At 72.8% G+C, this 24,538-nt stretch carries 25 protein-coding genes; 17 read left to right on the top strand and 8 right to left on the bottom strand.

Annotated elements, in window-relative coordinates; genetic code table 11:
- Positions 1 to 103: 103 nt before the first annotated feature.
- Positions 104 to 778 carry an ankyrin repeat domain-containing protein gene (locus ABEA82_RS08245; protein ID WP_345660724.1) on the bottom strand — a complete coding sequence of 225 codons (675 nt, stop codon included), beginning with the start codon at positions 776 to 778 and terminating at the stop codon, positions 104 to 106.
- A gap of 49 nt (positions 779 to 827) precedes the next feature.
- Between ABEA82_RS08245 and ABEA82_RS08240 the strand changes: the two genes are divergently transcribed.
- On the top strand, positions 828 to 1,199 hold the full coding sequence (locus ABEA82_RS08240; protein ID WP_345660723.1) for a holo-ACP synthase: 372 nt from the start codon (positions 828 to 830) through the stop codon (positions 1,197 to 1,199).
- Between the two features lie 17 nt (positions 1,200 to 1,216).
- Here ABEA82_RS08240 and ABEA82_RS08235 read toward each other — a convergent pair whose 3' ends face one another.
- Positions 1,217 to 1,489, bottom strand: a complete 273-nt coding sequence (locus ABEA82_RS08235) for a hypothetical protein (protein ID WP_345660722.1) — start codon at positions 1,487 to 1,489, stop codon at positions 1,217 to 1,219.
- A gap of 84 nt (positions 1,490 to 1,573) precedes the next feature.
- Between ABEA82_RS08235 and ABEA82_RS08230 the strand changes: the two genes are divergently transcribed.
- On the top strand, positions 1,574 to 2,578 hold the full coding sequence (locus ABEA82_RS08230) for a BtrH N-terminal domain-containing protein (protein ID WP_345660721.1): 1,005 nt from the start codon (positions 1,574 to 1,576) through the stop codon (positions 2,576 to 2,578).
- Positions 2,579 to 2,602: 24 nt separating this feature from the next.
- Here ABEA82_RS08230 and ABEA82_RS08225 read toward each other — a convergent pair whose 3' ends face one another.
- Entirely contained in the window at positions 2,603 to 3,757 is a 1,155-nt protein-coding gene (locus ABEA82_RS08225) for a hypothetical protein (RefSeq protein ID WP_345660720.1), read from the bottom strand.
- A 230-nt stretch (positions 3,758 to 3,987) separates the two neighbouring features.
- Here ABEA82_RS08225 and ABEA82_RS08220 point away from each other — a divergent pair, with 230 nt between their 5' ends.
- From ABEA82_RS08220 to ABEA82_RS08200, 5 genes are all read left to right on the top strand, one after another.
- Complete coding sequence (locus tag ABEA82_RS08220; protein ID WP_345660719.1) at positions 3,988 to 5,487, top strand: NAD(P)H-hydrate dehydratase; 1,500 nt, start codon at positions 3,988 to 3,990, stop codon at positions 5,485 to 5,487.
- Between the two features lie 366 nt (positions 5,488 to 5,853).
- Positions 5,854 to 7,017 carry an alanine racemase gene (gene alr / locus ABEA82_RS08215; protein ID WP_345660718.1) on the top strand — a complete coding sequence of 388 codons (1,164 nt, stop codon included), beginning with the start codon at positions 5,854 to 5,856 and terminating at the stop codon, positions 7,015 to 7,017.
- Between the two features lie 212 nt (positions 7,018 to 7,229).
- Positions 7,230 to 8,483, top strand: coding sequence for an alpha/beta fold hydrolase (locus ABEA82_RS08210; protein ID WP_345660717.1), 1,254 nt, complete (start codon positions 7,230 to 7,232; stop codon positions 8,481 to 8,483).
- On the top strand, positions 8,452 to 8,970 hold the full coding sequence (gene tsaE / locus ABEA82_RS08205; RefSeq protein WP_345660716.1) for a tRNA (adenosine(37)-N6)-threonylcarbamoyltransferase complex ATPase subunit type 1 TsaE: 519 nt from the start codon (positions 8,452 to 8,454) through the stop codon (positions 8,968 to 8,970). Before ABEA82_RS08210 ends, tsaE begins: the two co-directional genes overlap by 32 nt.
- 146 nt (positions 8,971 to 9,116) lie before the next feature.
- Positions 9,117 to 9,284: a hypothetical protein gene (locus tag ABEA82_RS08200; protein ID WP_345660715.1), complete on the top strand. Its 168-nt coding sequence runs from the start codon at positions 9,117 to 9,119 to the stop codon at positions 9,282 to 9,284.
- 78 nt (positions 9,285 to 9,362) lie between these two features.
- Here ABEA82_RS08200 and ABEA82_RS08195 read toward each other — a convergent pair whose 3' ends face one another.
- The gene (locus ABEA82_RS08195; RefSeq protein ID WP_345660714.1) at positions 9,363 to 9,917 is read right to left on the bottom strand and encodes a hypothetical protein; all 555 of its coding nucleotides are present in this window, start codon (positions 9,915 to 9,917) and stop codon (positions 9,363 to 9,365) included.
- Positions 9,918 to 10,271: 354 nt separating this feature from the next.
- Between ABEA82_RS08195 and tsaB the strand changes: the two genes are divergently transcribed.
- Genes tsaB through ABEA82_RS08175 form a run of 4 tightly spaced genes read left to right on the top strand, consistent with a single transcriptional unit; the run spans position 10,272 to position 12,772 of the window.
- Positions 10,272 to 10,925, top strand: coding sequence for a tRNA (adenosine(37)-N6)-threonylcarbamoyltransferase complex dimerization subunit type 1 TsaB (gene tsaB / locus ABEA82_RS08190; RefSeq protein ID WP_345660713.1), 654 nt, complete (start codon positions 10,272 to 10,274; stop codon positions 10,923 to 10,925).
- 8 nt (positions 10,926 to 10,933) lie between these two features.
- Positions 10,934 to 11,428 carry a ribosomal protein S18-alanine N-acetyltransferase gene (gene rimI, locus ABEA82_RS08185; RefSeq protein WP_425588502.1) on the top strand — a complete coding sequence of 165 codons (495 nt, stop codon included), beginning with the start codon at positions 10,934 to 10,936 and terminating at the stop codon, positions 11,426 to 11,428.
- Positions 11,421 to 12,518 carry a tRNA (adenosine(37)-N6)-threonylcarbamoyltransferase complex transferase subunit TsaD gene (gene tsaD, locus ABEA82_RS08180; protein ID WP_003992403.1) on the top strand — a complete coding sequence of 366 codons (1,098 nt, stop codon included), beginning with the start codon at positions 11,421 to 11,423 and terminating at the stop codon, positions 12,516 to 12,518. Before rimI ends, tsaD begins: the two co-directional genes overlap by 8 nt.
- The gene (locus tag ABEA82_RS08175; RefSeq protein ID WP_345660710.1) at positions 12,515 to 12,772 is read left to right on the top strand and encodes a hypothetical protein; all 258 of its coding nucleotides are present in this window, start codon (positions 12,515 to 12,517) and stop codon (positions 12,770 to 12,772) included. The genes tsaD and ABEA82_RS08175 overlap by 4 nt, the downstream gene beginning before the upstream one ends.
- Before the next feature lie 9 nt (positions 12,773 to 12,781).
- Here the strand turns inward: ABEA82_RS08175 and ABEA82_RS08170 are convergent, their stop codons facing one another.
- Positions 12,782 to 15,094 (bottom strand): beta-xylosidase/alpha-l-arabinosidase, encoded by a 2,313-nt coding sequence (locus ABEA82_RS08170; protein WP_345660709.1) that lies wholly within the window; start codon positions 15,092 to 15,094, stop codon positions 12,782 to 12,784.
- A gap of 185 nt (positions 15,095 to 15,279) precedes the next feature.
- On the opposite strand from ABEA82_RS08170, the gene ABEA82_RS08165 reads away from it, so the two are divergent.
- Positions 15,280 to 16,347, top strand: a complete 1,068-nt coding sequence (locus tag ABEA82_RS08165; RefSeq protein ID WP_003992406.1) for a LacI family DNA-binding transcriptional regulator — start codon at positions 15,280 to 15,282, stop codon at positions 16,345 to 16,347.
- A 238-nt stretch (positions 16,348 to 16,585) separates the two neighbouring features.
- Here the strand turns inward: ABEA82_RS08165 and ABEA82_RS08160 are convergent, their stop codons facing one another.
- The gene (locus tag ABEA82_RS08160) at positions 16,586 to 17,755 is read right to left on the bottom strand and encodes a THUMP-like domain-containing protein (protein ID WP_345660708.1); all 1,170 of its coding nucleotides are present in this window, start codon (positions 17,753 to 17,755) and stop codon (positions 16,586 to 16,588) included.
- 163 nt (positions 17,756 to 17,918) lie between these two features.
- Between ABEA82_RS08160 and ABEA82_RS08155 the strand changes: the two genes are divergently transcribed.
- The 5 genes from ABEA82_RS08155 to ABEA82_RS08135 all read left to right on the top strand — a co-directional run bounded on the left by ABEA82_RS08155 (position 17,919) and on the right by ABEA82_RS08135 (position 22,760).
- Entirely contained in the window at positions 17,919 to 18,854 is a 936-nt protein-coding gene (locus tag ABEA82_RS08155; RefSeq protein ID WP_345660707.1) for a polysaccharide deacetylase family protein, read from the top strand.
- Between the two features lie 169 nt (positions 18,855 to 19,023).
- Entirely contained in the window at positions 19,024 to 19,332 is a 309-nt protein-coding gene (gene groES, locus ABEA82_RS08150; RefSeq protein ID WP_003974211.1) for a co-chaperone GroES, read from the top strand.
- 115 nt (positions 19,333 to 19,447) lie between these two features.
- Positions 19,448 to 21,073 carry a chaperonin GroEL gene (groL, locus tag ABEA82_RS08145; RefSeq protein ID WP_345660706.1) on the top strand — a complete coding sequence of 542 codons (1,626 nt, stop codon included), beginning with the start codon at positions 19,448 to 19,450 and terminating at the stop codon, positions 21,071 to 21,073.
- 140 nt (positions 21,074 to 21,213) lie between these two features.
- Entirely contained in the window at positions 21,214 to 22,266 is a 1,053-nt protein-coding gene (locus ABEA82_RS08140) for a hypothetical protein (RefSeq protein ID WP_345660705.1), read from the top strand.
- A 200-nt stretch (positions 22,267 to 22,466) separates the two neighbouring features.
- Positions 22,467 to 22,760 carry a hypothetical protein gene (locus tag ABEA82_RS08135; protein ID WP_345660704.1) on the top strand — a complete coding sequence of 98 codons (294 nt, stop codon included), beginning with the start codon at positions 22,467 to 22,469 and terminating at the stop codon, positions 22,758 to 22,760.
- A 75-nt stretch (positions 22,761 to 22,835) separates the two neighbouring features.
- Here ABEA82_RS08135 and ABEA82_RS08130 read toward each other — a convergent pair whose 3' ends face one another.
- Together ABEA82_RS08130 and ABEA82_RS08125 are read right to left on the bottom strand one after the other, a co-directional pair.
- Positions 22,836 to 23,543 carry an ester cyclase gene (locus ABEA82_RS08130; protein ID WP_345660703.1) on the bottom strand — a complete coding sequence of 236 codons (708 nt, stop codon included), beginning with the start codon at positions 23,541 to 23,543 and terminating at the stop codon, positions 22,836 to 22,838.
- Positions 23,544 to 23,695: 152 nt separating this feature from the next.
- Positions 23,696 to 24,469 carry an SDR family NAD(P)-dependent oxidoreductase gene (locus tag ABEA82_RS08125; protein ID WP_345660702.1) on the bottom strand — a complete coding sequence of 258 codons (774 nt, stop codon included), beginning with the start codon at positions 24,467 to 24,469 and terminating at the stop codon, positions 23,696 to 23,698.
- Positions 24,470 to 24,538: the final 69 nt, after the last annotated feature.

Here is a 24,538-nt window from a genome sequence, read left to right as displayed (position 1 = left end):
AACTGTACAAGGGGGAGGGGGAGTTCAGAGGCGGTGGGTGACGGTTGCTGCCGGGAAGGCGAGGGGTGGCTCGGGTCCCCGGCCGGGCGCTGCGTGAGGGGTGTCAGTACGGGTAGGTCCAGGGCGCCGGCGGGGTGGGGCTGTACGGGAGCTTGGTCCAGCCCTCCGGGGTCACGCGGTAGAAGTCGCCGTTGTCGCCGTCCATCCGCGAGCTGCCGTTCACGTGCACGACGTCCGCGTGGAGGCGGTAGTGGAAGCCACCCATCATGCCGACCACCCGGAAGAAGATCCGTACGTCCAGCCCCTCCGTGAGGGGAGACAGCGGTGGCAGGAGGTGCTCGATCTCGTCGAAGCAGCTGCCGGTGCGCTCCCGCAGCATGGCGTGGAAGTGGTGCTCCAGCGCGTCGGCGGGGGAGGGGAGCCGCCGCACCGCGACCGGCTCCAGGAGCTCCAGCAGGTGCGTGTGGCCCCGCTCCCGGGCGATGTCCACGGGGCGCCGTCCGTCCCGGGTGCGCTGCGTGCGCCAGGCGCCGTGCGCGATCAGCCGGGAGACGACGGCGATGCCCGCGCCGTGCCAGGCGGCCTGGTGCAGCGGGGCGAAGCCGGAGCGGTACCCGGGGCGGGGGAGGTTGACCCATCCGGGGTTCTCTCCCAGCTCCCCGATCACGCCGTCCCAGTCGGCGTCCCGGGCCAGGTCCGAGAACCGGTCCCGGCCCTTCAGGTACCAGTCCCCGTAGCGGTCGCGGTCGGTGAGGCCGTCCCATTCCATGCTGATCATGCTAGTCACCCCGAGGAAAACGCCGTGGCGCCACCGTAGGGTGCTGCGCATGAGCATCATCGGGGTCGGGATCGACGTCGCCGAGATCGAGCGGTTCGCGGCGTCTTTGGAGCGTACGCCCGCGCTGGCCGAGCGGCTGTTCGTGGAGCGGGAGTTGTCGCTGCCCAGTGGGGAGCGCCGGGGTGTCGCCTCGCTCGCCGCCCGGTTCGCCGCCAAGGAAGCCCTGGCCAAGGCGCTCGGCGCCCCGGCCGGACTGCTCTGGACCGACGCGGAGGTCTACGTCGAGGACAGTGGGCGGCCCCGGCTGCGGGTGACCGGGACCGTGGCCGCGCGGGCCGCCGAACTCGGCGTGCGGTCCTGGCACGTGTCGCTGAGTCATGACGCGGGTGTGGCGTCGGCCGTCGTCGTCGCGGAGGGGTGACCCGAGGGCCGGAACGGTCAGGACATGGCCCACAGGAGCATGACCGTGCCGAGGAAGCCCGCCGCGCCCAGCGCCGTCCCCGTCGCCGCCGTCCACAGCCGGCCCGTGCCCTTGCGGGCGTAGTGCATGCCCATCACGCCGAACGTGATGGCCAACGCCCCGGCCAGCACCGTCCAGGGAATCAGGAAGGCCCACGTGCCCACGGCCGAGAAGGCGCCGAGGACGAGTGCCGTGGGGCCGAGGGCGGTGGCGGGTGAGTCGGTCGCCGTGGAGGTGGTGGATCCGGCCATGGTCTGGCCTCCCCTGCTCGAGCCAATTTTTTGAACGAGTTCAAATCTTATGGTCGATCATAGCGACTTCCGGGAGGGCACGGCATGTCCACGGTGCAAGGCGTCGACATTCGGGGCGGGCAGCACTGCGAGACCACGACTCTCGGAGTGCTGCTGCGGCACCAGGGGCTCGATCTGTCCGAGCCCATGCTCTTCGGCCTCGGCGCCGGTCTGTCCTTCGTCTACTGGGACAGCAAGAGCATGGAGTTCCCTTTCCTCGGCGGACGGGTCAAGCCCTTCGAACTCACCAGGAACCTGGCCGGCAGGCTCGGGCTGGAGCTCGTGGTGCGGGAGACCGGGTCCGCCCGCAAGGGGTGGGAGAACGTGGCGGCGGCCATCGACGCCGGGCGCCCCGTCGGGCTCCAACTCGACAGCTACCACCTGGACTACTTCAGTGAGAAGGTGCACTTCGGCGGCCATGTCGTCGCCCTGTACGGCTACGACGAGCGGGACGCCTACCTGGTGGACACCGAGCAGCAGGGCGGCGCCGTGTCCACCGGTCTGGACGGTCTCGCCCGGGCCAGGGCCGCACGCGGGCCGATGACCGCCCGGCACCGGTCCTTCACCCTCACCGTTCCGGAGAAGCCGCCCGCCCCGCGGGACCGGATCGTCCCCGCCGTCACCGCCTGCGCGGACGCCTTCCTCGCCCCGCCCATCGCCAACCTCGGCCACCGGGGCATCGAGAAGGCCGGGAAGCTCGTACCCACCTGGCTCGGGCGCACCGACGACCCGGGTCGGGACCTGCCGCGAGCCGCCCTCCTGATGGAGCGGGCCGGCACCGGCGGAGCCCTGTTCCGCAACCTCTACCGCGACTTCCTCGCCGAGTCCGCCGAGTTGCTCGACAGCGGACCTCTGCGTACCGGGCACCGGCTGTACGCCGAGGCGGCCGGCCTGTGGTCCGATGTCGCCGCTCTGATCACCGAAGCCGGTGAGCCGGGCGATGAACAGGCCCTCGTCCGGGCGGGCGTCGTCCTCTTCGACATCGCGCGCGTCGAACGCGATGCCATGCGGGCGCTGAGCCGCCTGCGTGACGAAGCCCCCGCCGGGTGAGTGCGAGGGCTCGGACGGCGGGCCTCAGCAGATCGACTGGCTGCTGTTCACCCGCGTGATGTTGCGGAACGTGGTGTTCTCACCGCACGGGCTCTCCCTGAGGGCCGAGTTGGTGACCGTCAGGTTCTGGACGGTGATGTCCTTGTTGTTGGGGAACTCCGAGCGGGCGGCCAGCCGCAGCTCGCCACCGCCCGAGATCGTGCCGCTCTGGGCCGCGAGACTGACGTTGTAGCAGTTCTCGATCAGGACCGAGTTGTTGCCGGTGTTGGTGAGGGTGACCTTGTCGATCGTCGCACCGCCGCTCTCCGAGACGCAGAACACCCCGCGTCCGCCGCCCCGGGCGACGACCTCGCCGACCCGGATGTTGGTCGGGTAGCCGCTGCCGATCCGGCCGTTGCGGTTGGCCATGCGGAAGGCCGCGTAGCCGGTGCCCGTGCCCGCGTTCTCCGCGTCCACCTTGGTGACGCTCGCGTTGACGGTCTGGTTGAGCAGGAGGCCCGACTCGCCCACGTCGCGGGCGGTGACCGTGCCGATGGTGAGGCCGTCGACGCCGTAGGTCTCGACCGCGTGGCTGGACGCGCCGGAGACGTAGACGTCGCCGATGCGGACGTTGCGCGTCCACTGGCTGGTGTCGCCGCGGTTGTCGATACGGACGCCCAGGCCGCGCGAGAGGCGCATGTCGATCTGGCCGAGCACCACGTTCTGGACGTTGCGCAGGAAGATGCCGTACAGCGGGGCGCCGGTGAGCTTGAGGTTCTGCACCTCGATGTCGCGGGTGCCGCGGGAGTACACCGGCGCCTGGTCGCCCGAGCCGCTGCCCGTGACGTCGATGGTGCCGCAGACGTCGAGGACGGTGTAGCTCGGGAGGGAGATGCGGGAGCCCGCCGAGATCGAGCCGGAGCCCCGGACCACGACCCGCTCCTTCGACGTACGCCCCGCGGTGAGGCTGTTGACCGCCGCCTGGACGGCCGCGCGCATGTCGGTGCCGGTATAGACGGTGCTGCCGCCGCGCCGGGCGGTCCAGGTGCCGCCGCTCCGCACGGCCTCCGCCTGGTAGGAGCCGTCACCGCAGGCGGCCGCTCGGGTGGGGACGGCGGTGGCGGGAGCGGTCAGGGTGCCTGCCGCCGTCAGGAGGGCGGTGGCGCCGGCGGCGGCGAGTAATGCGGCTCTGCGTCCCATGGGGGCCTCGGATTCTTCGGACGTGGGGGGTGGGGGTGGGGGGTGGGGGTGGCTGGTGAGGGTGGAACGTGGGGTGGGCAAGCGCTTTCTGTGCGGCCGGGATTCTGGCAAAGGGCTCGCAAAGCGTCAATGGGTCCGGTGCGGCCGGGAGTTGCCGGGGCTGCGACACGGTTTCCGATCACGCGCGATACACGGGAGTGGCCCGGCGGTCCTACGGGAAACTCGACCGCATGCGTAGTGCGTACAGCGTGGAGACGGTCAGGACCGCCGAGCGGGAGCTGATGGCGCGGCTGCCGGAGGGGGCGCTGATGCAGCGCGCCGCCGCCGGACTCGCCGCCGCCTGTGCCGACCTGCTGGGACGGGTGTACGGCAGCCGGGTCGTGCTGCTGGTCGGCAGCGGCGACAACGGAGGTGACGCGCTGTACGCCGGTGCCCGGCTGGCCCGGCGCGGGGCCGGGGTCACGGCGGTGCTGCTCGCGCCGGAGCGGGCTCATGCCGGGGGGCTCGCGGCGCTGCGGCGGGCCGGGGGGCGGGCCGTGGGGGTTGGCGGAGCCGGGGGAGCCGGTGGGGAAACGGGAGCCGGTGGGGCCGTAGGGGGTGGTGGGGCCGTAGGTGGCGCCGTCGAGGAGCTGGTCGAGCGGGCGGATCTTGTCGTCGACGGCATCGTGGGGATCGGCGGGAAGGGCGGGCTGCGCCCGGACGCGGTGCCGCTGGCCGCCGCCGCCGAGCGGTCGCGGGGCGCGGTCGTCGCCGTCGATCTGCCGAGCGGGGTCGACGCCGACACCGGCGAGGTGCGCGGGACCGCCGTACGGGCGGATCTGACCGTGACGTTCGGGACGCACAAGCCGGGGCTGCTGATCGACCCGGCACGGGAGTACGCGGGGTCCGTGCGGCTGGTGGACATCGGGCTGGAGCTGCCGGTCGAGCCGGAGCTGGAGGCCTTGCAGCACACGGACGTGGCGCGGCTGCTGCCGGTGCCGCGGGCCGAGAGCGACAAGTACCGGCGCGGTGTGGTCGGGATCGCCGCCGGGTCGGCGCGCTACCCGGGCGCCGCCGTGCTCGCCGTCGCGGGCGCGCTGCGGGGCGGGGCCGGGGCCGTGCGGTACGTCGGGCCGGCCGGGGACGCCGTCATCGCACGGTTTCCCGAGACGCTCGTGTCGGACCAGGGGCCGAAGCACGCCGGGCGGGTGCAGGCGTGGGTGGTCGGGCCCGGGGCCGGGGACGACGCGGCGACGGTGGCGGAGGTGCTGGCGGCGGAGGTGCCGGTGCTGATCGACGCGGACGGGTTGCGGCTGGCCGACGCGTCGGCCGTACGGGCCCGGCGGGCGCCGACGTTGATGACGCCGCATGCCGGGGAGGCGGCGGCGCTGCTCGGGGTCGACCGGGGGGAGGTCGAGGGGGCCCGGCTGGCGGCGGTGCGGGAACTGGCTGGGCGGTACGGGGCGACCGTGCTGCTGAAGGGGTCGACCACGTTGGTGGCGGACTCCGGGGGCGGGGCGGTGCGGGTGAATCCGACGGGGACGTCCTGGCTGGCGACGGCGGGGAGTGGGGACGTGTTGTCGGGGCTGGCGGGGTCCTTGCTGGCGGCGGGGCTTTCGGCGGTGGATGCGGGGAGTGTGGGGGCGTACGTGCACGGGCTGGCCGGGCGGCTGGCGGCGGGTGGGGCGCCTGTGGGGGCGCATGATGTGGCCGAGGGGGTTCCGGAGGCCTGGCGGAATGTTCTTGGGTGAGTGATTCGCCGGGGCGTGTGGGTGGGGGGTGTGCGGGTGGGTGGGGGTTGCTGTGGGGGTGGGTCGCCCCCTCCGCCCCTTCCCGTCCCGAGTCCGGGGGCTGCCGCCCCCGGGCCCCCGCTTTCGGCCTGGACGGCCTCGTCCTCAAGCGCCGGACGGGCTGGGTGGGGGTGGGCTGGGTCTTCGTGGTCGGGCGCCCTGCTTCGGCCTGGGGGCCTCGTCCTCAGGCGTCGGACGCCCCGGTTCGGTCTGGGGGGCTTCGTCCTCAGGCGTCGGACGGGCTGGGTGGGGCTGAGGTGGGTGTGTGGGCGGCCTACCGGGGCCGCTGCCTAGGGGGCGTTCGGGCGCTCTGAGACACTGGGCGCGATGAGCGAGAGAACTGTCCCGTCCACCGCGCCCCTGCGGGCGCGTGCGGAGATCGATCTGGCCGCCCTGCGGGCCAATGTGCGTGCTCTGCGTGCCCATGCGCGGGGCGCGGCCCTGATGGCCGTGGTGAAGTCCGAGGCGTACGGCCACGGGGCTGTGCCGTGTGCCCGGGCGGCCGTCGCCGCGGGGGCGGACTGGCTGGGCACGGCCACGCCCGAGGAGGCCCTCGCCCTGCGGGCCGCCGGGCTGCCGGGCCGCATCATGTGCTGGCTGTGGACGCCCGGCGGGCCCTGGCGTGAGGCGATCGAGGCGGACCTCGACGTGTCCGTGAGCGGGATGTGGGCCCTCGGTGAGGTCACCGCCGCCGCCCGGCTCGCCGGCCGGCCCGCCCGCGTGCAGCTCAAGGCCGACACGGGGCTCGGGCGCAACGGCTGCCAGCCCGGTGACGACTGGGCCGAGCTGGTCCGGGAGGCGCTGCGGGCCGAGGCCGAGGGGTTGCTGCGCGTCACGGGACTGTGGTCGCACTTCGCCTGTGCCGACGAGCCCGGCCATCCCTCGATCGCGGCCCAGATCGGCCTCTTCCGGGAGATGGTCGGCTACGCCGAGGAGCAGGGGGTCCGCCCCGAGGTCCGGCACATCGCCAACTCGCCCGCCACCCTCACCGTCCCCGAGAGCCACTTCGACCTCGTCCGGACCGGCATCGCCCTCTACGGCATCTCGCCCAGCCCCGAACTCGGCACCCCGGCCGACTTCGGGCTGCGGCCGGTCATGACGCTGTCCGCCTCGCTCGCCCTGGTCAAGCACGTCCCGGGCGGACACGGCGTGAGCTACGGCCACCGGTATGTGACGCCCGGCGAGACGACCCTCGGCCTGGTGCCGCTGGGCTACGCGGACGGCATCCCGCGGCACGCCTCCTCAGCGGGCCCGGTCCTGGTCGAGGGCAAGTGGCGCACGATCGCCGGGCGGGTCGCCATGGACCAGTTCGTGGTCGACCTGGGCGGTGACGAGCCCGCGGCGGGCGCTCAGGCGGTGCTCTTCGGGCCCGGGGACCGCGGCGAGCCCACCGCCGAGGACTGGGCCCAGGCGGCCGGAACCATCGCCTACGAGATCGTGACGCGGATCGGAACGCGCGTTCCCCGCGTCTATGTGAATGCGTCTCCGTGAGTGTGGGGTCCGCGCATGTGTCTCCGTGAATGTGTCTCCGTGATTGCGTCTGTGTGAATGAGCGACGGGACAGGTGACTCGGAAGGGGAACTCGTCACCCGAAGCACGGCAGCCACGCATACAACAGCAGCACCGAACAGCATCAAGACCGACAGCAAGACCGACAGCAGCAGCGGTAATGCGTTGAGCAGCCCGGCGAAGAGGAGCGGTACGTGAGCGAGAGCAGTGCGGAGGTCGTCGCGCACGCCGCCTCCGCGGCCGTCGCGGCCTCCGCCGCGGGGGCGGCGGGAGGCTGGCGCCGGGCGACCGGCATCGCGGGCGTCGCGATAGGCGTGGTGGCCGCGGGCGCGGCCGCCGGTGTCGCCCTGGAACGGATGACCGTCGGACGCGGCATGCGCCAGAAGGCGCGGCTCGCGCTCGACTCGGCGGGCCCCTACGGCTCGCTGCGCGGCATGCCCGGCAAGGCGTTCGCCGACGACGGCACGGAGCTGTACTACGAGGTCGACGACGTCGACCCGGAGGCCGCCCCCGCCACCGGCCCACGCCGCCGGAGGCTCTTCGGACGCAAGTCCCCGGCCCCCGTCACGGTCGTTTTCAGTCATGGTTACTGCCTGAACCAGGACTCCTGGCACTTCCAGCGGGCGGCGCTCAGGGGCGTCGTACGGACCGTGCACTGGGACCAGCGCAGCCATGGCCGCTCCGGCCGTGGCGTGGCCCAGGCGCGGAACGAGGCGGTCACCATCGAGCAGCTGGGCCGCGACCTGAAGGCCGTCATCGACGCGGCCGCGCCCGACGGGCCCATCGTGCTGATCGGGCACTCGATGGGCGGCATGACCGTGATGGCGCTGGCCGACCAGTACCCGGAGCTGATCCGGGAGCGGGTCGTCGGGGTCGCCTTCGTGGGGACGTCGTCGGGACGGCTCGGCGAGGTGAACTACGGCCTTCCGGTCGCGGGCGTCAACGCGGTGCGGCGGGTCCTGCCCGGGGTGCTGAAGGCGCTGGGGCAGCAGGCCGAGCTGGTGGAGAAGGGGCGCCGGGCCACGGCTGACCTGTTCGCCGGGATCATCAAGCGGTACTCGTTCGCGTCCCGGGACGTCGACCCGGCCATCGCCCGGTTCGCCGAGCGGATGATCGAGAGCACGCCCATCGACGTGGTCGCCGAGTACTACCCGGCGTTCAACGACCACGACAAGACCGAGGCGCTCGCCCACTTCACCGACCTGCCGGTCCTCGTGCTGGCCGGTGTGCAGGACCTGGTCACGCCCAGTGAGCACAGTGAGGCCATCGCCGATCTGCTGCCGGAGGCCGAGCTGGTGCTGGTGCCGGACGCGGGGCACCTGGTGATGCTGGAACACCCGGAAGTGGTCACCGACCGCCTCGCCGACCTGCTCACCCGCACGGGTGCCGTGCCCGCAGGGGCTACGGTGAAGGGCTATGGAAGCACCAGCACCGCACAACCCGGCTGAGCCCGGATCCGTCCAGATCGTCGTCACCTCCCCCGAGCAGATGCGGGAGCTGGGCCGCCGGCTCGCGAAACTGCTGCGCGCGGGTGACCTGGTGATGCTCAGCGGGGAGCTGGGGGCGGGCAAGACGACGCTGACCCGTGGGCTGGGCGAGGGGCTCGGCGTGCGCGGAGCCGTCACCTCGCCGACCTTCGTGATCGCCCGGGTGCATCCGTCGCTGGGCGACGGGCCGCCGCTGGTCCACGTCGACGCGTACCGGCTCTCCGGCGGTCTCGACGAGATGGAGGACCTCGACCTCGACGTCTCGCTGCCCGAGTCCGTGGTCGTCGTGGAGTGGGGCGAGGGCAAGGTCGAGGAACTGACCGAGGACCGGCTCCAGGTCGTCATCCACCGGGCGGTGGGCGACACGACGGACGAGGTCCGGCAGATGACCGTCACCGGTCTGGGGGAACGCTGGGCGTCGGCCGACCTGAGCGTGCTCGCGGCGTAGCCCCGGTCGCGTGGTGTTTTGATGAACGTTCCGACGACGTGTCGGCAAGATGTTGCGTCCGGCGTCTCGTACGTGGTCACATGGGGTATCCAGTCCGTAGTTAGGTGTGCCTAACTACGTCCGCCCCCGCCCTTCAGGAGGCGTCCATGTCGGCTACACAGAGCAAGGGCCAGCCGCTGCCGTTCGCGGTCGCCGGGGTGTCCATGCGCGATCTGCTGGCGGCGGGCGAGGCGGCGGTGCTGGTCTCCACACCCCCGTGCGGTCCCGACCCGGAGCTCTCCGAGCCGGCCGAGGACCACCGCGAGGCCGCCTAGAGCCTGCCGGGGCAGGCCCTGGGGCCTGTCGGACAGGCCTGGGGCCCGACGGACAGGCCTGGGCTCGTCGGTCAGGCCCTAGCGGACGACCACGACCTTGCGTCCGATCGTCGCGAACGTCCACATCGCCGCGCCGTCCACCCGTGACTCGCGGATACCGCCCGTGCGTGCCTGACCGGCGGGTGGGGACGCGGCTGCCGAGCCGCCCACGGCCGCGCTGAAGCCGATGACCACGCCCTGCACGCTGGTGAAGCGCACGACGTGCTCGACGGGGACGCCGTCGGAGCCGGTGATCGTGTTCGAGCGGGACGTGACCGTGTAGGTGCCCGGGACCGGGTCCACCTGGCTGGGGTCGACCTCGAACGTACGGGTGACCACCTCGTCGGTGCCGACCAGCCACACCCGGTCGCCGCGCAGGGAGTACACGACCCGTGCGCCGGTGCCGGAAGCGTCCGGCAGCGCGGACGGGTCCTTCCTGACCTGGGGCGCCTTCGAGGCCGCCGGTGAGGCGCCCGCCTGCGGCCTGCCCAGACCGGCCGGGACGCTCTGCGACGCCTGATGGGCGAGGTAGCCGACCGTGGCGAGGGCCGCGGCGGTGAGCCCGGCCACGATCCCCGAGCTGCTGACTGCCACCGTCGTCCACCTCCGCGTCGTACCACCCTGCCGTGCACGCCGTGTCCGCCGTGCCGTGACGGAAGGTGACGGTAGCAGCAGGTGACGACCCGGCAGGCGCGACCGTGCCGGGCCATGGGGCCCGTGTCGGACGTACCGCCGGCCCCGCGGCGCACGGCACGCACTCCCCGGGGCTCTCGGCTTCGCCGAGCAGGGGGCACCCCCATGCCCCGTTGCCGAAGCGCCCACGTCGCTCCACCACGAGGACGCTCCGGGGCGCCTTGCGATCGCACGCACCGTGCGCCGCGGGGCCCCGCCCTGCGGGCGGACGACGTTACGTCCGACACGGGCCCCGGGGAGCCGTAGGCTGTTTGCGTGCTCTTGCTCGCTCTGGATACCGCCACACCCGCCGTCACCGTCGCACTGCACGACGGCCGCGACGTCATCGCCTCGTCGAGTCAGGTGGACGCGCGGCGGCACGGGGAACTGCTGCTGCCGGCGATCGACCGGGTGCTCGCCGAGGCCGGCCTGAAGCTCGACGCCGTCACCGGGATCGCCGTCGGCATCGGCCCGGGCCCGTACACCGGGCTGCGCGTCGGACTGATGACCGCCGAGACCTTCGGCCTCGCGCTCGGCGTCCCCGTGCACGGCGTGTGCACACTGGACGCGCTCGCCTACGCCGCCGACCTGCAAGGCCCGTTCGTCGTGGCGACCGACGCCCGCCGCAAGGAGGTGTACTGGGCGCGCTACACCGACTCCCGCACCCGCGTCGGCGACCCGGCCGTCGACCGGCCCGCCGACATCGCCGAGCAGGTCGAGGGCCTGCCAGCGGTCGGCGCGGGCGCGCTGCTCTACCCGGACACCTTCCCCAAGGCGCACGAGCCCGAGCACGTGTCCGCCGCCGCCCTCGCCCGGCTGGCCGCCGAGCGGCTCGCCGCGGGCGGGGACCTCCCCGAGCCCCGGCCGCTGTACCTGCGCCGGCCCGACGCCCAGGTCCCCAAGAACTACAAGGTGGTCACCCCCAAGTGACCGAGCCCATGACGTGTGTGCTGCGCGAGATGCGCTGGTGGGACATCGACCCCGTGCTGGAGCTGGAGCGGAAGCTGTTCCCCGACGACGCCTGGTCGCGGGGCATGTTCTGGTCCGAGCTGGCCCACGCGCGCGGGCCCGGGGCGACGCGGAAGTACCTGGTGGCCGAGGCGGGGGACCGGATCGTCGGGTACGCCGGTCTCGCCTCCTCCGGCGAGCAGGCCGACATCCAGACCATCGCCGTCACCCGGGACCAGTGGGGGACCGGGCTCGGCGGCCGCCTGCTCACCGAACTCCTGCGGGCCGCGACCGCCTTCGAGTGCGCCGAGGTGATGCTGGAGTGCCGCGTGGACAACATCCGCGCGCAGAAGCTCTACGAGCGGTTCGGCTTCGAGGCCATCGGCTTCCGGCGCGGCTACTACCAGCCGGGGAACGTGGACGCCCTGGTGATGCGCCTGACAGACCCTTCAACTTCCGTACAAGGAACCGAGATCAATGGCTGACGAACCACTCGTCCTCGGCATCGAGACCTCCTGCGACGAGACCGGCGTCGGCATCGTCCGCGGCACCACCCTGCTGGCCGACGCCGTCGCCTCCAGCGTCGACGAGCACGCCCGCTTCGGCGGTGTCGTGCCCGAGGTCGCCTCCCGGGCGCACCTGGAGGCGATGGTGCCCACCATCGACCGCGCGCTGAAGGAGGCCGGGGTGAGCGCGCGGGACCTGGACGGTATCGCCGTCACCGCGGGCCCGGGGCTCGCCGGCGCCCTGCTGGTCGGCGTCTCCGCGGCGAAGGCCTACGCCTACGCCCTCGGCAAGCCCCTCTACGGCGTCAACCACCTCGCCTCCCACATCTGCGTCGACCAGCTGGAGCACGGCGCGCTGCCCGAGCCGACCATGGCGCTGCTGGTGTCCGGCGGCCACTCCTCGCTGCTGCTGTCGAGCGACATCACCTCCGACGTCCGCCCGATGGGCGCGACCATCGACGACGCGGCCGGTGAGGCCTTCGACAAGATCGCGCGGGTGCTGAACCTGGGCTTCCCGGGCGGGCCGGTCATCGACCGGTACGCGCGCGAGGGCGACCCGAACGCGATTGCCTTCCCGCGCGGACTGACCGGCCCGCGCGACCCGGCCTACGACTTCTCCTTCTCGGGGCTGAAGACGGCCGTGGCGCGCTGGATCGAGGCCAAGCGGGCCGCGGGGGAGGAGGTCCCGGTGCGGGACGTCTCGGCCTCCTTCCAGGAGGCGGTCGTGGACGTGCTGACCCGCAAGGCCGTCCGGGCCTGCAAGGACGAGGGCGTCGACCACCTGATGATCGGTGGCGGGGTGGCCGCCAACTCCCGGCTGCGGGCCCTGGCCCAGGAACGCTGCGAGGCGGCCGGGATCCGGCTGCGCGTGCCGCGGCCCAAGCTGTGCACGGACAACGGCGCGATGGTCGCCGCGCTCGGCGCCGAGATGGTGGCCCGCAACCGGGCCGCGTCGAGCTGGGACCTGCCGGCGGACTCCTCGCTTCCGGTGACGGAGCCTCATGTGCCGGGCCACCACCACGGCCACGACCATGTGCACGAGGTCAGCAAGGAGAACCTCTACTCGTGACGGTCGCCCTGATGTGGGAAGCGCGGGCCGTGGCCGGACGCGGCGAGGACCTGCTGGCCTGGGCCCGCGCCCAGGAGCTCCCCCGTGAGCCCCAGCGCCGCGAGACCCTGCGCGCTCCCCAGGACAGGGTCCTCGTCATCACCTGGTGGGACGCCCCGTACGACGCCGAGCTGCCCGAGCTGCCGGAGCCGGACGGAGAGCTGGTCACCAGGGCGGTGCACCGGTGGCGGTTCGAGTCGCTGGGCCTGGGCTGAGCGGGCCGGTCACTCCACGCCGCTGACCTCCGTCGCGCACCGCAGCCGCCGGTCGGTGCCGAGCACCCGGAGCGGACCCGTGAGGGTGAGGCGCGCGGTGTGCCGTACGTCCGCGCTGGACGCCGCCAGCCTCAGTTCCAGGGCGCCGGGTTCGACCACCCGGCGGCCCGAGCGGTCGGTGAAGGACGACAGGTCCGCATGGAAGCGGAACGTCACCCGGACCGCCTCGCCCGGGTCCGCCGTCACCCGCTGGTAGCCGATCAGCCGCATGTCGGGGCGGGTCACCGACGCCACCGGGTCGTGCAGGTACAGCTGCACGACCTCCGCGCCCTCGCGGTCGCCCGTGTTGCGGACGGTCACCGACACGTCGTACGTCCCGTCCGTGCCGAGCTCCGCCGGCTCCTCGCCGCCCGTGCCGTCCTCCCACGCGAACGCCGTGTACGAGCGGCCGTGGCCGAAGGCGTACAGCGGCGTCGGGTCGAGGTTGCTGACCTCGCCCGCGAGGCCGAGGGGCGGCTGGAGGTACGTCCAGGGCTGGCCGCCGGGGACCTGCGGGACGCTCACCGGGAGGCGCCCCGACGGGTTCACGCGGCCCGACAGCACTCCCGCGACCGCCGGGCCGCCCTCCTCCCCGGGGAAGAAGGCCTGTACGACCGCGCCCAGGCGGCCGTGCCACCGGCCCAGGGCGTAGGGGCGGCCGGTCAGCAGGACCAGCACCACGGGGACGCCCGTGGCCAGCAGCGCGTCCAGCAGTTCGCCCTGGGCGCCCGGGAGCCTCAGGTCCGTCGCGTCGCAGCCCTCGCCCGAGGTGCCGCGGCCGAACAGGCCCGCCCGGTCACCGAGGACCGCCACGCACACGTCCGCCTCAGCCGTACGGGCGACGGCCTCCTCGAAGCCCGCGGTGTCCGGGTCCGTGACGTCGCAGCCCTGCGCGAACGTCACCTTGGCGTCGGGGAGTTCGGTGCGCAGGGCGTCCAGGACGGTCGGGATCTCGATGCCGACCGGCACGTCGGGGTGGTGGGGCAGGACGTGGGACGGGAAGGAGTAGCAGCCCAGCATGGCCAGGGCGTCGGCGGCCCGGGGGCCGACCACCGCGATGCGGGTGTCGGGGGCCAGCGGGAGCAGGCCGTCGGGGTTGTCGAGCAGGACGACCGACTCCTCGGCCAGGCGGCGGGCCAGGACGCGGTTGCCCGTCGAGTCGAGGTCGACCGCGGTGGCGGGCTCGGGGGTCCAGTCCTCGTCCAGCAGGCCCAGTTCGCACTTCTGGAGCAGGACGCGGCGGGCCGCGCGGTCCACGAGCTCCTCGGGGACCTGACCCGAGCGGACCGCGTCCAGCAGCGGCTGCCCGTAGCACTTGAGCGTGGGCAGTTCGACGTCGATACCGGCCGCGAGCGCCGCGTGGGCCGCCTCGGCGGGGGTGCCGGCGACGCGGTGCAGGGTCTGGAGGAAGCCGATGCCGAAGTAGTCCGCGACCACCGTGCCGGTGAACCCCCACTCCTCGCGCAGCAGGCGGGTCAGCAGCTCGGGGTCCGCGGAGGCCGGGACGCCGTCGGTCTCGGTGTAGGCGGCCATCACCGAGCGGGGCCCGCCCTCGCGCACCGCCATCTCGAAGGGCGGCAGGGTGACGTCCGCGAACTCGCGGACACCGGCCCGCACCGGTGCCAGGTTGCGCGCCCCGGCCGAGGAGGCGTACCCGGCGAAGTGCTTGAGCGTGGCGACGACCCCGGCCGACTCCAGGCCCCGCACGTAGGCCGTGCCGATCGTGCCGACCAGGTACGGGTCCTCGCCGATGGTCTCCTCCACCCGCCCCCAGCGCGGATCACGGACGACGTCCAGGACGGGCGCGAGGCCCTGGTGGACACCGGCCGAGCGCAGGTCGTCGCCGATGCGCCGGGCCATCTCCCCGACCAGCGGAGGGTCCCAGGTGGCGCCCCAGGCCAGGGGGACGGGGTAGGCCGTGGCCCGCCAGGCGGTGAAGCCGGCCAGGCACTCCTCGTGCGCGATCGCCGGGATGCCGAAACGGCCGGCCTCGCTGATACGGCGCTGGGCGCGGGCAAGGGCCTGCGCGCCCAGCGCCGGGTCCACGGGGGCGGTGCCGAAAGATCGCGTGAGCTGCCCCAGGCCGTGGGTGATCAGCTCGTCCCAGTCGTGGTCGGCGGTCATGTCGTGCTGGTGCGGGGCGACGCCGTCGCCGTCCGTCGCGGCGCCCACCCACACGCCGTACAGCTGGGCGGTCTTCTCCTCCAGGGTCATCCGGGAGAGCAGGTCGTCGACGCGGGCGGCGGCGGTCAGGGCGGGGTCACGCCAGGGCGCGGTGGTCATGAAGCTCCTGTCGGGTGGACGGGACGGCCCTCTGACGGATGGTGCTGACGAGCGCGTGAACGGTGCTGACGATCGTCTCCCGCGCCCTGTTTCACGAATGTTTCGTTATACACGTCGAATGTTCCGGGAACCTATGGCGCCACGAGGACTTCGTCAAGGGGGCCCGCAGGGATACGATCGCCGCCATGACTTCCCCGGAGCCCGTTGAAAGCCGGACGCAAACCCGGACGCAGGGGCGCACAGCGCAGACCGCGACGCTCGCCGAGATCGCCCGTGAGGCCGGTGTGTCGGCGCCGACTGTTTCGAAGGTCCTCAACGGCCGGGCCGACGTCGCCCCCGCCACCCGGGCCCGCGTCGAGGAACTGCTGCGCGCCCACGGCTACCGGCGCCGTCGCGCCGAGGCGACCCGTTCGCCCCTGATCGACCTGGTCTTCCACGAACTGGAGAGCGCCTGGGCGCTGGAGGTCATCCGGGGCGTGGAGAACGTCGCCCGGGACGCGGGGCTCAGCGTGGTGCTGTCCGAGAGCGCGGGCCGGCTCACCCCCGGCCGGACCTGGGCCGACCAGGTCGCCGCGCGGCGCCCGCACGGCGTGATCCTGGTGCTGTCCGGCCTCGACGAGTCGCAGCGGGCGCTGCTGACCAGCCGCTCCATCCCGTTCGTGGTGATGGACCCGGCCGGTGACCCGGGGGCCGACGTGCCGTCGATCGGCGCGACCAACTGGCAGGGCGGTCTCGCGGCCACCCGGCACCTGGTCGAGCTGGGGCACCGCCGGATCGGCGCGATCAGCGGGCCGTCGCAGATGATGTGCAGCCGTGCCCGGGTCGACGGCTACCGGGCCGCCCTGGAGACGGCCGGGCTGCCGGTGGACCCCGCGCTGATCGCGAACGGCGACTTCCACCACGAGGCCGGCTACCGGCTGGGCCTGGAGCTGCTGCGCCGCCCCGACCGGCCGACCGCCGTCTTCGCCGGGAACGACCTCCAGGCGCTCGGGCTGTACGAGGCCGCCCGCGAGCTGGGGCTGCGCATCCCCGAGGACCTGAGCGTGGTCGGCTTCGACGACCTGCCGGTGGCGCCCCTGGTCGGGCCGCCGCTGACGACCGTACGGCAGCCGCTGACGGAGATGGCCGAGGCGGCGGCCAAGCTGGTCCTGGATCTCGGCCGCGAGGAGGGCACTCCGGCGGCCACGCGGGTGGAACTGGCGACGAGCCTGGTGGTGCGGAGCAGTACGGCGGGGCCGGTGGCCGGAAGCTGACGTATTGACGGGTGGAACGGGCGTCTCCACACTCCTCCGAAGTCAATCGGTTGCACAACCGAAACTTTCGTAGGCACTGGCGCCGCCGGACGGCGGTTCGGTGACGTTCGGGTTCAACGGCTCGTGGAGCGGGAGCAATCCGGTGCCGGTGGTGACACTGGGGTGAGGGGCGTCCCTCGCCCGGAGTGAACGCGAGCGGGAGTTGCTGACGCGGAGGGCGGGAGAGCAGGGCTTTCGGCTACACCTGCGCGGGGTGCCCGACGAGCATGGCCGGTGCTCCCGCGACCCGGGTGAGGAACACCGTGGCCGCGTGCGGGCCCTGCGGCTTGACCTTCCTGCGGAGTTCCTCCGGCTCGACCGCCGAGCCCCGCTTCTTCACGGTGAGGTTGCCGACCTGACGCTCCCGCAGCAGGGCCTTCAATTTCTTGACGTTGAAGGGGAGGTGGTCGGTGATCTCGTAAGCGGTGGCGTACGGGGTCGGGCGCAGGGCGTCGGAGGTGACGTAGGCGATGGTCGCGTCCAGCAGGCCGCCGTCGACCTCGTCGGCGACCTCGGCGACCAGATGGGCGCGGATGACGGCGCCGTCGGGCTCGTAGAGGTACCGGCCGGGCGGGCGGACGTCAGGGTCGGGCAGGCCCCGGGAGAGCAGGGTGCGCGGGCCCGGCAGCAGGGTGGCCCGGACCGCCCCCGGCTCGGTGCCGAACCACAGCACGGCCTCCTTCACGTCACCGCCGTCGGAGATCCACTCGGCCCCGGCGTCCTCGGGGACCGCCTCGTGCGGGATGCCGGGGGCGATCTTCAGCGCGGCGGCACGGGGGGCGCGGCGCGCGGCGGACACCGCCCAGGACAGCGGCGGCGAGTACGCCTCCGGGTCGAAGATCCGGCCGCGTCCGCCACGCCTGGCGGGGTCGACGAACACGGCGTCGTACCCGGCCGTGTCCACCTCCGCGACATCGGCCTCCCGCACCTCGATCAGCCCGGCCAGCCCCAGCGCGTCGGCGTTCGCCCGCGCCGCCGCGGCCGTCAGCGGGTCCCGGTCCACGGCCAGCACCCGGATCCCGGCCCGGGCCAGCGCGATCGCGTCGCCCCCGATGCCGCAGCACAGGTCGGCGACCGAGGTCACGCCCAGGTCCGCGAACCGCCGCGCCCGGTAGGCCGCCACACTCGCCCGGGTCGACTGCTCCACCCCGTTCGGCGTGAAGAACATCCGCCCCGCGTCCTCGGCCCCGAACTTCACCACCGCCCGCTGCCGCAGCCGCGCCTGGCCGAGCGCCGCCGACACCAGCTCCGCGGGGTGCTCCCGCCGCAACCGGGTCGCGACGGCCAGTTCCCGCGCCGGGTCGGTGTCCCGCACCTCCTCGAGGAGGGCACGGCCTTCGGGGGTGAGGAGGAGGGCGAGGTCGTTCACCGGTTCATTGTCGGCCACGGCGCCGTGAGGGAAGTCTGTGGGCCAGTCGGTGGAAGGTGTGCCGCCGGTCGCGGTGTCGGAGCAGCTCCGAGCCGGCCGGCTGCGAGGATCCGGCACCATGCGAGCAGTCGTACAAAATGACAAAAGGCGGGCATTTGGCGGTGTGCGGATCGGTCTCACCGTGCTCGCCCTCGCCGCCATCGCCTCGGGCTGCACGCAGGACGCGGGCGAGCGGATCACTCCGGCCGGCGGCCAGCAGCCCCTCGACGCGCCCGCCGCCCAGGCGCTCGATTCCTATGCCTCCAGGCTGCGCGCCGCGCACGCCGTCCGGGTCGCAGCCGCGCGACGCTGGGGCCTCAAGAAGGTCCCGCTGAGCGCCCCGCCGGCCCCCGCGAAGAAGCCGAGGATCAAAACCCGCAAGGGCTTCGAGGTGACAGGCCACCGGAGGCTGAACCTCCCGCCCGTCTTCACCACCATCCCCACCCGGGACAAGGTCGTCTTCCTCACCATCGACGACGGCGTCGAGAAGGACCCGGAGTTCCTGCGGATGATGGACGACCTGAAGATCCCGTACAGCGCCTTCCTCAGCGGCTTGCTGGTCAAGGACGACTACCGCTACTTCAAGAAGATGCAGAACCGGGGGGTGGCCCTGAACAATCACACCGTCCGGCACCGCTACCTGCCGGGCCTGACGTACCGCGGGCAGCGGCGCGAGATCTGCAGCATGCAGCGGTACCTCGAGCTGCGCTACGGCTCCCGCCCCACCCTCTTCCGTCCGCCCTACGGCAACTACGACAGGGCGACCCTGCGCGCCGCCAAGTCCTGCGGCATCGCGTACGTGCCCCTGTGGGCCGAAGAGGTCTTCGTCGACCACTGGGAGTACCGCGAGGGCGACGGGAAACTGCGCCCGGGCGACATCGTGCTCACCCACTTCCGGGGGCGCCAGCAGTGGAAGGGCACCATGCCGGACATGATCCGCCGCTTCCTGAACAGGGTCACGGCCGACGGGTACGCGGTGGGGCGACTGGAGGACTACCTGGGAGACCCCGAAGGGCCGCCTCCCGGAGGATCGCCTGGCCGACGCGCCGTCGGTAATTAGCAGTCCGCTTGACCGAGTGCTAATCACGGTCATAGTCTCGGCTCTGGCACTCCCCCTAGGAGAGTGCCAACACAGCGACGGGCAGGTCCGGCACCCGCGACGACGGATCCACCTGGTCGCCACCTCAGACAGTTAACCCCGTGAGATCTCCGAAGGGGGAGGTCGGATCGTGACGACCACCAGCTCCAAGGTTGCCATCAAGCCGCTCGAGGACCGCATCGTGGTCCAGCCGCTCGACGCCGAGCAGACCACCGCCTCTGGCCTGGTCATCCCGGACACCGCCAAGGAGAAGCCCCAGGAGGGCGTCGTCCTGGCCGTGGGCCCGGGCCGCTTCGAGGACGGTAACCGTCTTCCGCTCGACGTCTCCGTCGGCGATGTCGTGCTCTACAGCAAGTACGGCGGCACCGAGGTGAAGTACAACGGCGAGGAGTACCTCGTCCTCTCGGCCCGCGACGTGCTCGCGATCGTCGAGAAGTAATTCACCCAAGCACATTGCTTTGAGCTGCGCCCCTGGCCCCCGCGATCGACAAGAAGCCGGGCGTCCAGGGGCGCAGTGCCGTTAACCCAGATTCCGGAAGAGGGCTCACGCTCCCATGGCGAAGATCCTGAAGTTCGACGAGGACGCCCGTCGCGCCCTCGAGCGCGGCGTCAACAAGCTTGCCGACACGGTCAAGGTGACGATCGGCCCCAAGGGCCGCAACGTCGTCATCGACAAGAAGTTCGGCGCTCCCACCATCACCAACGACGGTGTGACCATCGCCCGCGAGGTCGAGGTCGAGGACCCGTACGAGAACCTCGGTGCCCAGCTGGTCAAGGAGGTGGCGACCAAGACCAACGACATCGCGGGTGACGGTACGACCACCGCGACCGTGCTCGCCCAGGCGCTCGTACGCGAGGGCCTGAAGAACGTCGCCGCCGGTGCCTCCCCGGCCGCCCTGAAGAAGGGCATCGACGCCGCCGTCGCCGCCGTCTCCGAGGACCTGCTCGCGTCGGCCCGCCCGATCGACGAGAAGTCCGACATCGCCGCCGTCGCCGCGCTGTCCGCCCAGGACCAGCAGGTCGGCGAGCTCATCGCCGAGGCGATGGACAAGGTCGGCAAGGACGGTGTCATCACCGTCGAGGAGTCCAACACCTTCGGTCTGGAGCTGGACTTCACCGAGGGCATGGCCTTCGACAAGGGCTACCTGTCGCCGTACTTCGTGACGGACCAGGAGCGCATGGAAGCCGTCCTGGACGACCCGTACATCCTCATCACGCAGGGCAAGATCTCCGCCATCGCGGACCTGCTGCCGCTGCTGGAGAAGGTCATCCAGGCCAACGCCTCCAAGCCGCTGCTGATCATCGCCGAGGACGTCGACGGCGAGGCGCTGTCCACCCTCGTGGTGAACAAGATCCGCGGCACCTTCAACGCCGTCGCGGTGAAGGCCCCCGGCTTCGGCGACCGCCGCAAGGCGATGCTGCAGGACCTGGCCGTCCTCACCGGCGCCACGGTCGTCTCCGAGGAGGTCGGCCTCAAGCTCGACCAGGTCGGTCTGGACGTCCTCGGCTCCGCCCGCCGCGTCACCGTCACCAAGGACGACACCACGGTCGTCGACGGCGCCGGCAACAAGGACGACGTGCAGGGCCGCGTCGCCCAGATCAAGGCCGAGATCGAGTCCACCGACTCCGACTGGGACCGCGAGAAGCTCCAGGAGCGCCTCGCGAAGCTGGCCGGCGGCGTGTGCGTCATCCGCGTGGGTGCCGCCACCGAGGTCGAGCTCAAGGAGCGCAAGCACCGTCTGGAGGACGCCATCTCCGCGACCCGCGCCGCGGTCGAGGAGGGCATCGTCTCCGGTGGTGGCTCCGCGCTCGTCCACGCCGTGAAGGTCCTCGAGGGCAACCTCGGCAAGACCGGCGACGAGGCCACCGGTGTCGCGGTCGTCCGCCGCGCCGCCGTCGAGCCGCTGCGCTGGATCGCCGAGAACGCCGGCCTCGAGGGTTACGTCATCACCTCCAAGGTCGCCGAGCTGGAGAAGGGCCAGGGCTTCAACGCCGCCACCGGCGAGTACGGCGACCTGGTCAAGGCCGGCGTCATCGACCCGGTCAAGGTCACCCGCTCCGCCCTGGAGAACGCCGCCTCCATCGCCTCCCTCCTCCTCACGACCGAGACCCTGGTCGTCGAGAAGAAGGAAGAGGAGGAGCCGGCCGCCGCGGGCCACGGCCACGGCCACGCCCACTGACGACCAAGGTCGCCAGAGCCTGAGTGAGGGCCCGGCACCCCGGAAACGGGGTGCCGGGCCCTCACCGTTTCCCTCCACCGGGCAGGGAACCGCGGCGGCGTTCGGCGGCCTCCTAGGCACCGGAGCAGAAGGGGGATGCGATGAGCCAGGTGCACTACGAGGAACGGTCCAGGAATCCGCTGGCGCGCACCGCGGAACTCACCGAGGACCGGCTGCGCAGAGGCGGCCGGACCACACCGCTGGACGAGCTGAACCTCGCCGCCATGGCCGAGGCGTATCTGCGCGGACGCTGGCTCGGCGGCGGTGGCGCCGAACGCCCCGTGGAGTCACTGCCCCAGGGCCCGGGCGTCGTCCCGGTCACCCGTGTCACCGGCACGACCACGCCCCTGAAGGTGCGCCGGACCGCCGACTTCGCCCACGCGCTCGGCGAACTGGCCGTGCGCAGGTGCGGCGGGCCCGAGCATGTGGCCGCCCTCGCCGCACGGGCGCAGGCGGAGGGCGTGCCGCTGTGGATCGCCCGGCGGTACGCGCCGGGGCCCGCGGGCCGGATCGCCGTCGCCGTGGACCGGCGCCTGGTCCGCGTGGACGTCTGGGGCCCGGGCGCCCCCGCCGTGCGGCTGCGGGCGCCGTACGGCTACCGCCCCGACACCGGCGACCGGACGGGCGGCCTGGTCATGACCGTCGGTGACCTCGCCGCACGGCTCGAACTCCGCAAGAAGATGCGCAAGTCCAAGAGCAGGGTCGAGATCCGCCTGCCCGACCGGCGGTGGACACTGGGCCGGGAGAACGCGGAGAGCTCGTGGCTGCTGCGCGACGACCGGCGGGTCGCGCTGCTGACCCGCCCCTCGCGGTGGCCCGGCCCCCCGCCCGGCACGGTGCTGCTGCCGCTGGCCGACGTCCACCACGAGAGCCCCGACCCCCTGGACGCCGTGATGGCCCACGCGGTCGCGGTGTCCTTCGGCCTCGGCGACACCACGGGCCTGGCCAGGTTCCGCGCCGTGAACTCCCGCCGGGACTCGGGCGACGACCTCTGGGACCGCCCCTGGTTCAGCAACCTCGGCAGGGACCGCGACGACAACGAACCCGGCGGCGGCGACGGCTGGGGCAGCGACGGCGGGGACGGCGGCGACGGAGGCGGGGGCGGAGACGGCGGTGGCGGAGGCGACGGAGGTGGCGGTGGCGGTGGCGACTAGCCGCCGAGCGGCCGCACCGCTCGGCGGCTAGTCGCCGGGCGGCCGCACCGCTCGCGCCTCCTGAGACCTTCGCCCGGCGGCTGCGAGCCGCACCGGTAGAGCCTCCGCGTCCTGACACCCGGCACGGCGTCACCGTGTGGGAGGACATTCCGTACCGGCAGGCCGCCGACAGCCACTGCGGCCGCTCGTAAGATGCCTGGATGCCCAAGCCGACACGGACGAGCCGCCGCACGTGGGCTGTCGCGTGGGTGGTGCTGTGCGCGGCCGGCCTCGCCGCGACCGCCGGACTGAACGCCTCCTCCGCACCGGACCCGCAGCCCGAGAAGCCCGTCAGCGCCGAGTGCGCCGAGTACGTCGCGAACATCGACAGGCAACTGGCCGAGGCCGAGCAGGAAGGCGGGGGAGACCAAGCGCTGGCCTTCTCCCGAGTCCAGGGCGGCACCGGGGAGGACTGCAACGACGAGCTCCGCGACCACCTCCTGGGACATCGATGAGCCGCGGCGCACGGCGGCATCGGTGTGCCCGCACCGTCGTGGCCCGGGGCGGCTGAGCGAAGGAACGCCGTGCGGTCACAGCTCCAGCGGGTCCAGCGCCCCCAGCTGCTGCATCAGGCCCAGCCGGTCGTACTCCCACCAGCCCTCGGCGATCTTCCCGTCCGGCGTGCACCGGTGGACCGTCGTCCCGGTCATGGTGACGTCCTTCCCGGTCGGCGGAATCCCGAGGAAGTCGCCCTTGTGGTGGCCCTTCCAGGACCAGCGGGTGCACACCCGGTCCTCCTGGGCGACCTGGTCCTCGATCGTGAACGAGAAGTCGAACCCGCCCCGCCACACCTCCACCTCGCGCCGCAGCGCGTCCAGCCCGATGACGTCCTGCGGGTTGGCGGGGTCGTGGTCGTGGTAGTCCTCGATGAACACGTCGTTGAACGGGGGCGCGTCGCCCTGCCCGGCCGCGAGCTCGAAGAACCTGCGCGCGGTGGCCGCGTACAGCTGCTCGTCGCGCACCACGTCCAGATCCGTGAAGGTCGGCTCGCCGTCGCAGAGCGCCACCATCTCCCGGAAGATCCGGTCGGTCTCGGGAAGCCCGGAGTTGCGCATCGCCTCCTCGTACGAGGGGAACTCCACGATCTCCACGACGTGCGACGCGTCCGCCCGGTCCTTCGCCACCACGCTGTGCATCGCGGTCCGCTTGCCCTTGGTCTGCTCGACCCACCTGTCCATCAGCCGGTTCATCTCGTCGAGCCGACTGGTCCTGCATTCGATGAGCTGTACGAAGGTCATGACCTCGCCTCCGGCCCCCCTGGGTCCGGCTGAACAGCACCATTGTCCCAACGGGGGCCGCTCGTCGCCTCTCGGGCCTCCGGCGCCGGGACGCTCCGGGCGGCCGGGCAAGCGGGCGGGAACCCGCCGACCCGACGGCCTTCGCAAGAGCCCTACTGCGGCCCGTACTTCCGCCCCGTCCGCGACGAGATGGCCCCGAGCATCCCCCGCGGCACCAGCTTCGTCGCCCCCATCAGCGCCTTGTACCGCGGGTCCGGGATCGACAGCGTCTTGCCCCGGGCCAGGTCGTGCAGCGCGGCCGTCACCAGCTTGTCCGCGTCGAGCCACATCCAGCCCGGGATGTTGTCCGTGCCCATGCCGGCCCGCTCGTGGAACTCGGTGCGCACGAAGCCGGGGCACAGCGCCATCAGCCGCACCCCGCTGCCGGCCAGGTCGCGTGCGGCGCCCTGGGTGAACTGCACGACCCAGGCCTTGGACGCGCCGTAGGTGCCGCGGGGGACGAACGCGGCCACCGAGGCGACGTTGACGACCCCGCCCCGGCCGCGCTCGCGCATCGCCTCGGTCGCCGCCGAGGTCAGCCGCAGCACCGCCTCGCAGTGCACCTTCAGCATCCGCAACTCGTCGGCCATGGACACGTCGAGATAGCGGCCCTTGTTGCCGAAGCCGGCGTTGTTGACCAGGAGGTCGACGGGGTTCCTGCGGTCGCCGAGCCGGTCGGCCACCGCCTCGATGCCCTTGTCCTCGGCCAGGTCGGCCGTCAGCACCTCCGCCTCGATGCCGTGCCGGTCGTGCAGTTCGGTCGCCTGTTCCCGCAGCCGCTTGGTGTCGCGGGCCACCAGGACGAGGTTGTGCCCGTCGGCCGCCAGTCGCCGCGCGAACGCGGCCCCGATGCCTGCCGTCGATCCCGTAATCAGAGCCGTTGTCATGGCGCAAGATTAGTGACCTGGACCGGGTGCGTCCGCTTCCGATCAGGGGCTTCCACGGTGAAGGGTCCG

Source organism: Streptomyces venetus (genome assembly GCF_039540295.1).
GTDB lineage: Bacteria > Actinomycetota > Actinomycetes > Streptomycetales > Streptomycetaceae > Streptomyces > Streptomyces venetus.
The sequence above is the reverse complement of the archived record's forward strand: the minus strand, read 5'-3'. Positions and strand labels throughout refer to the sequence as shown.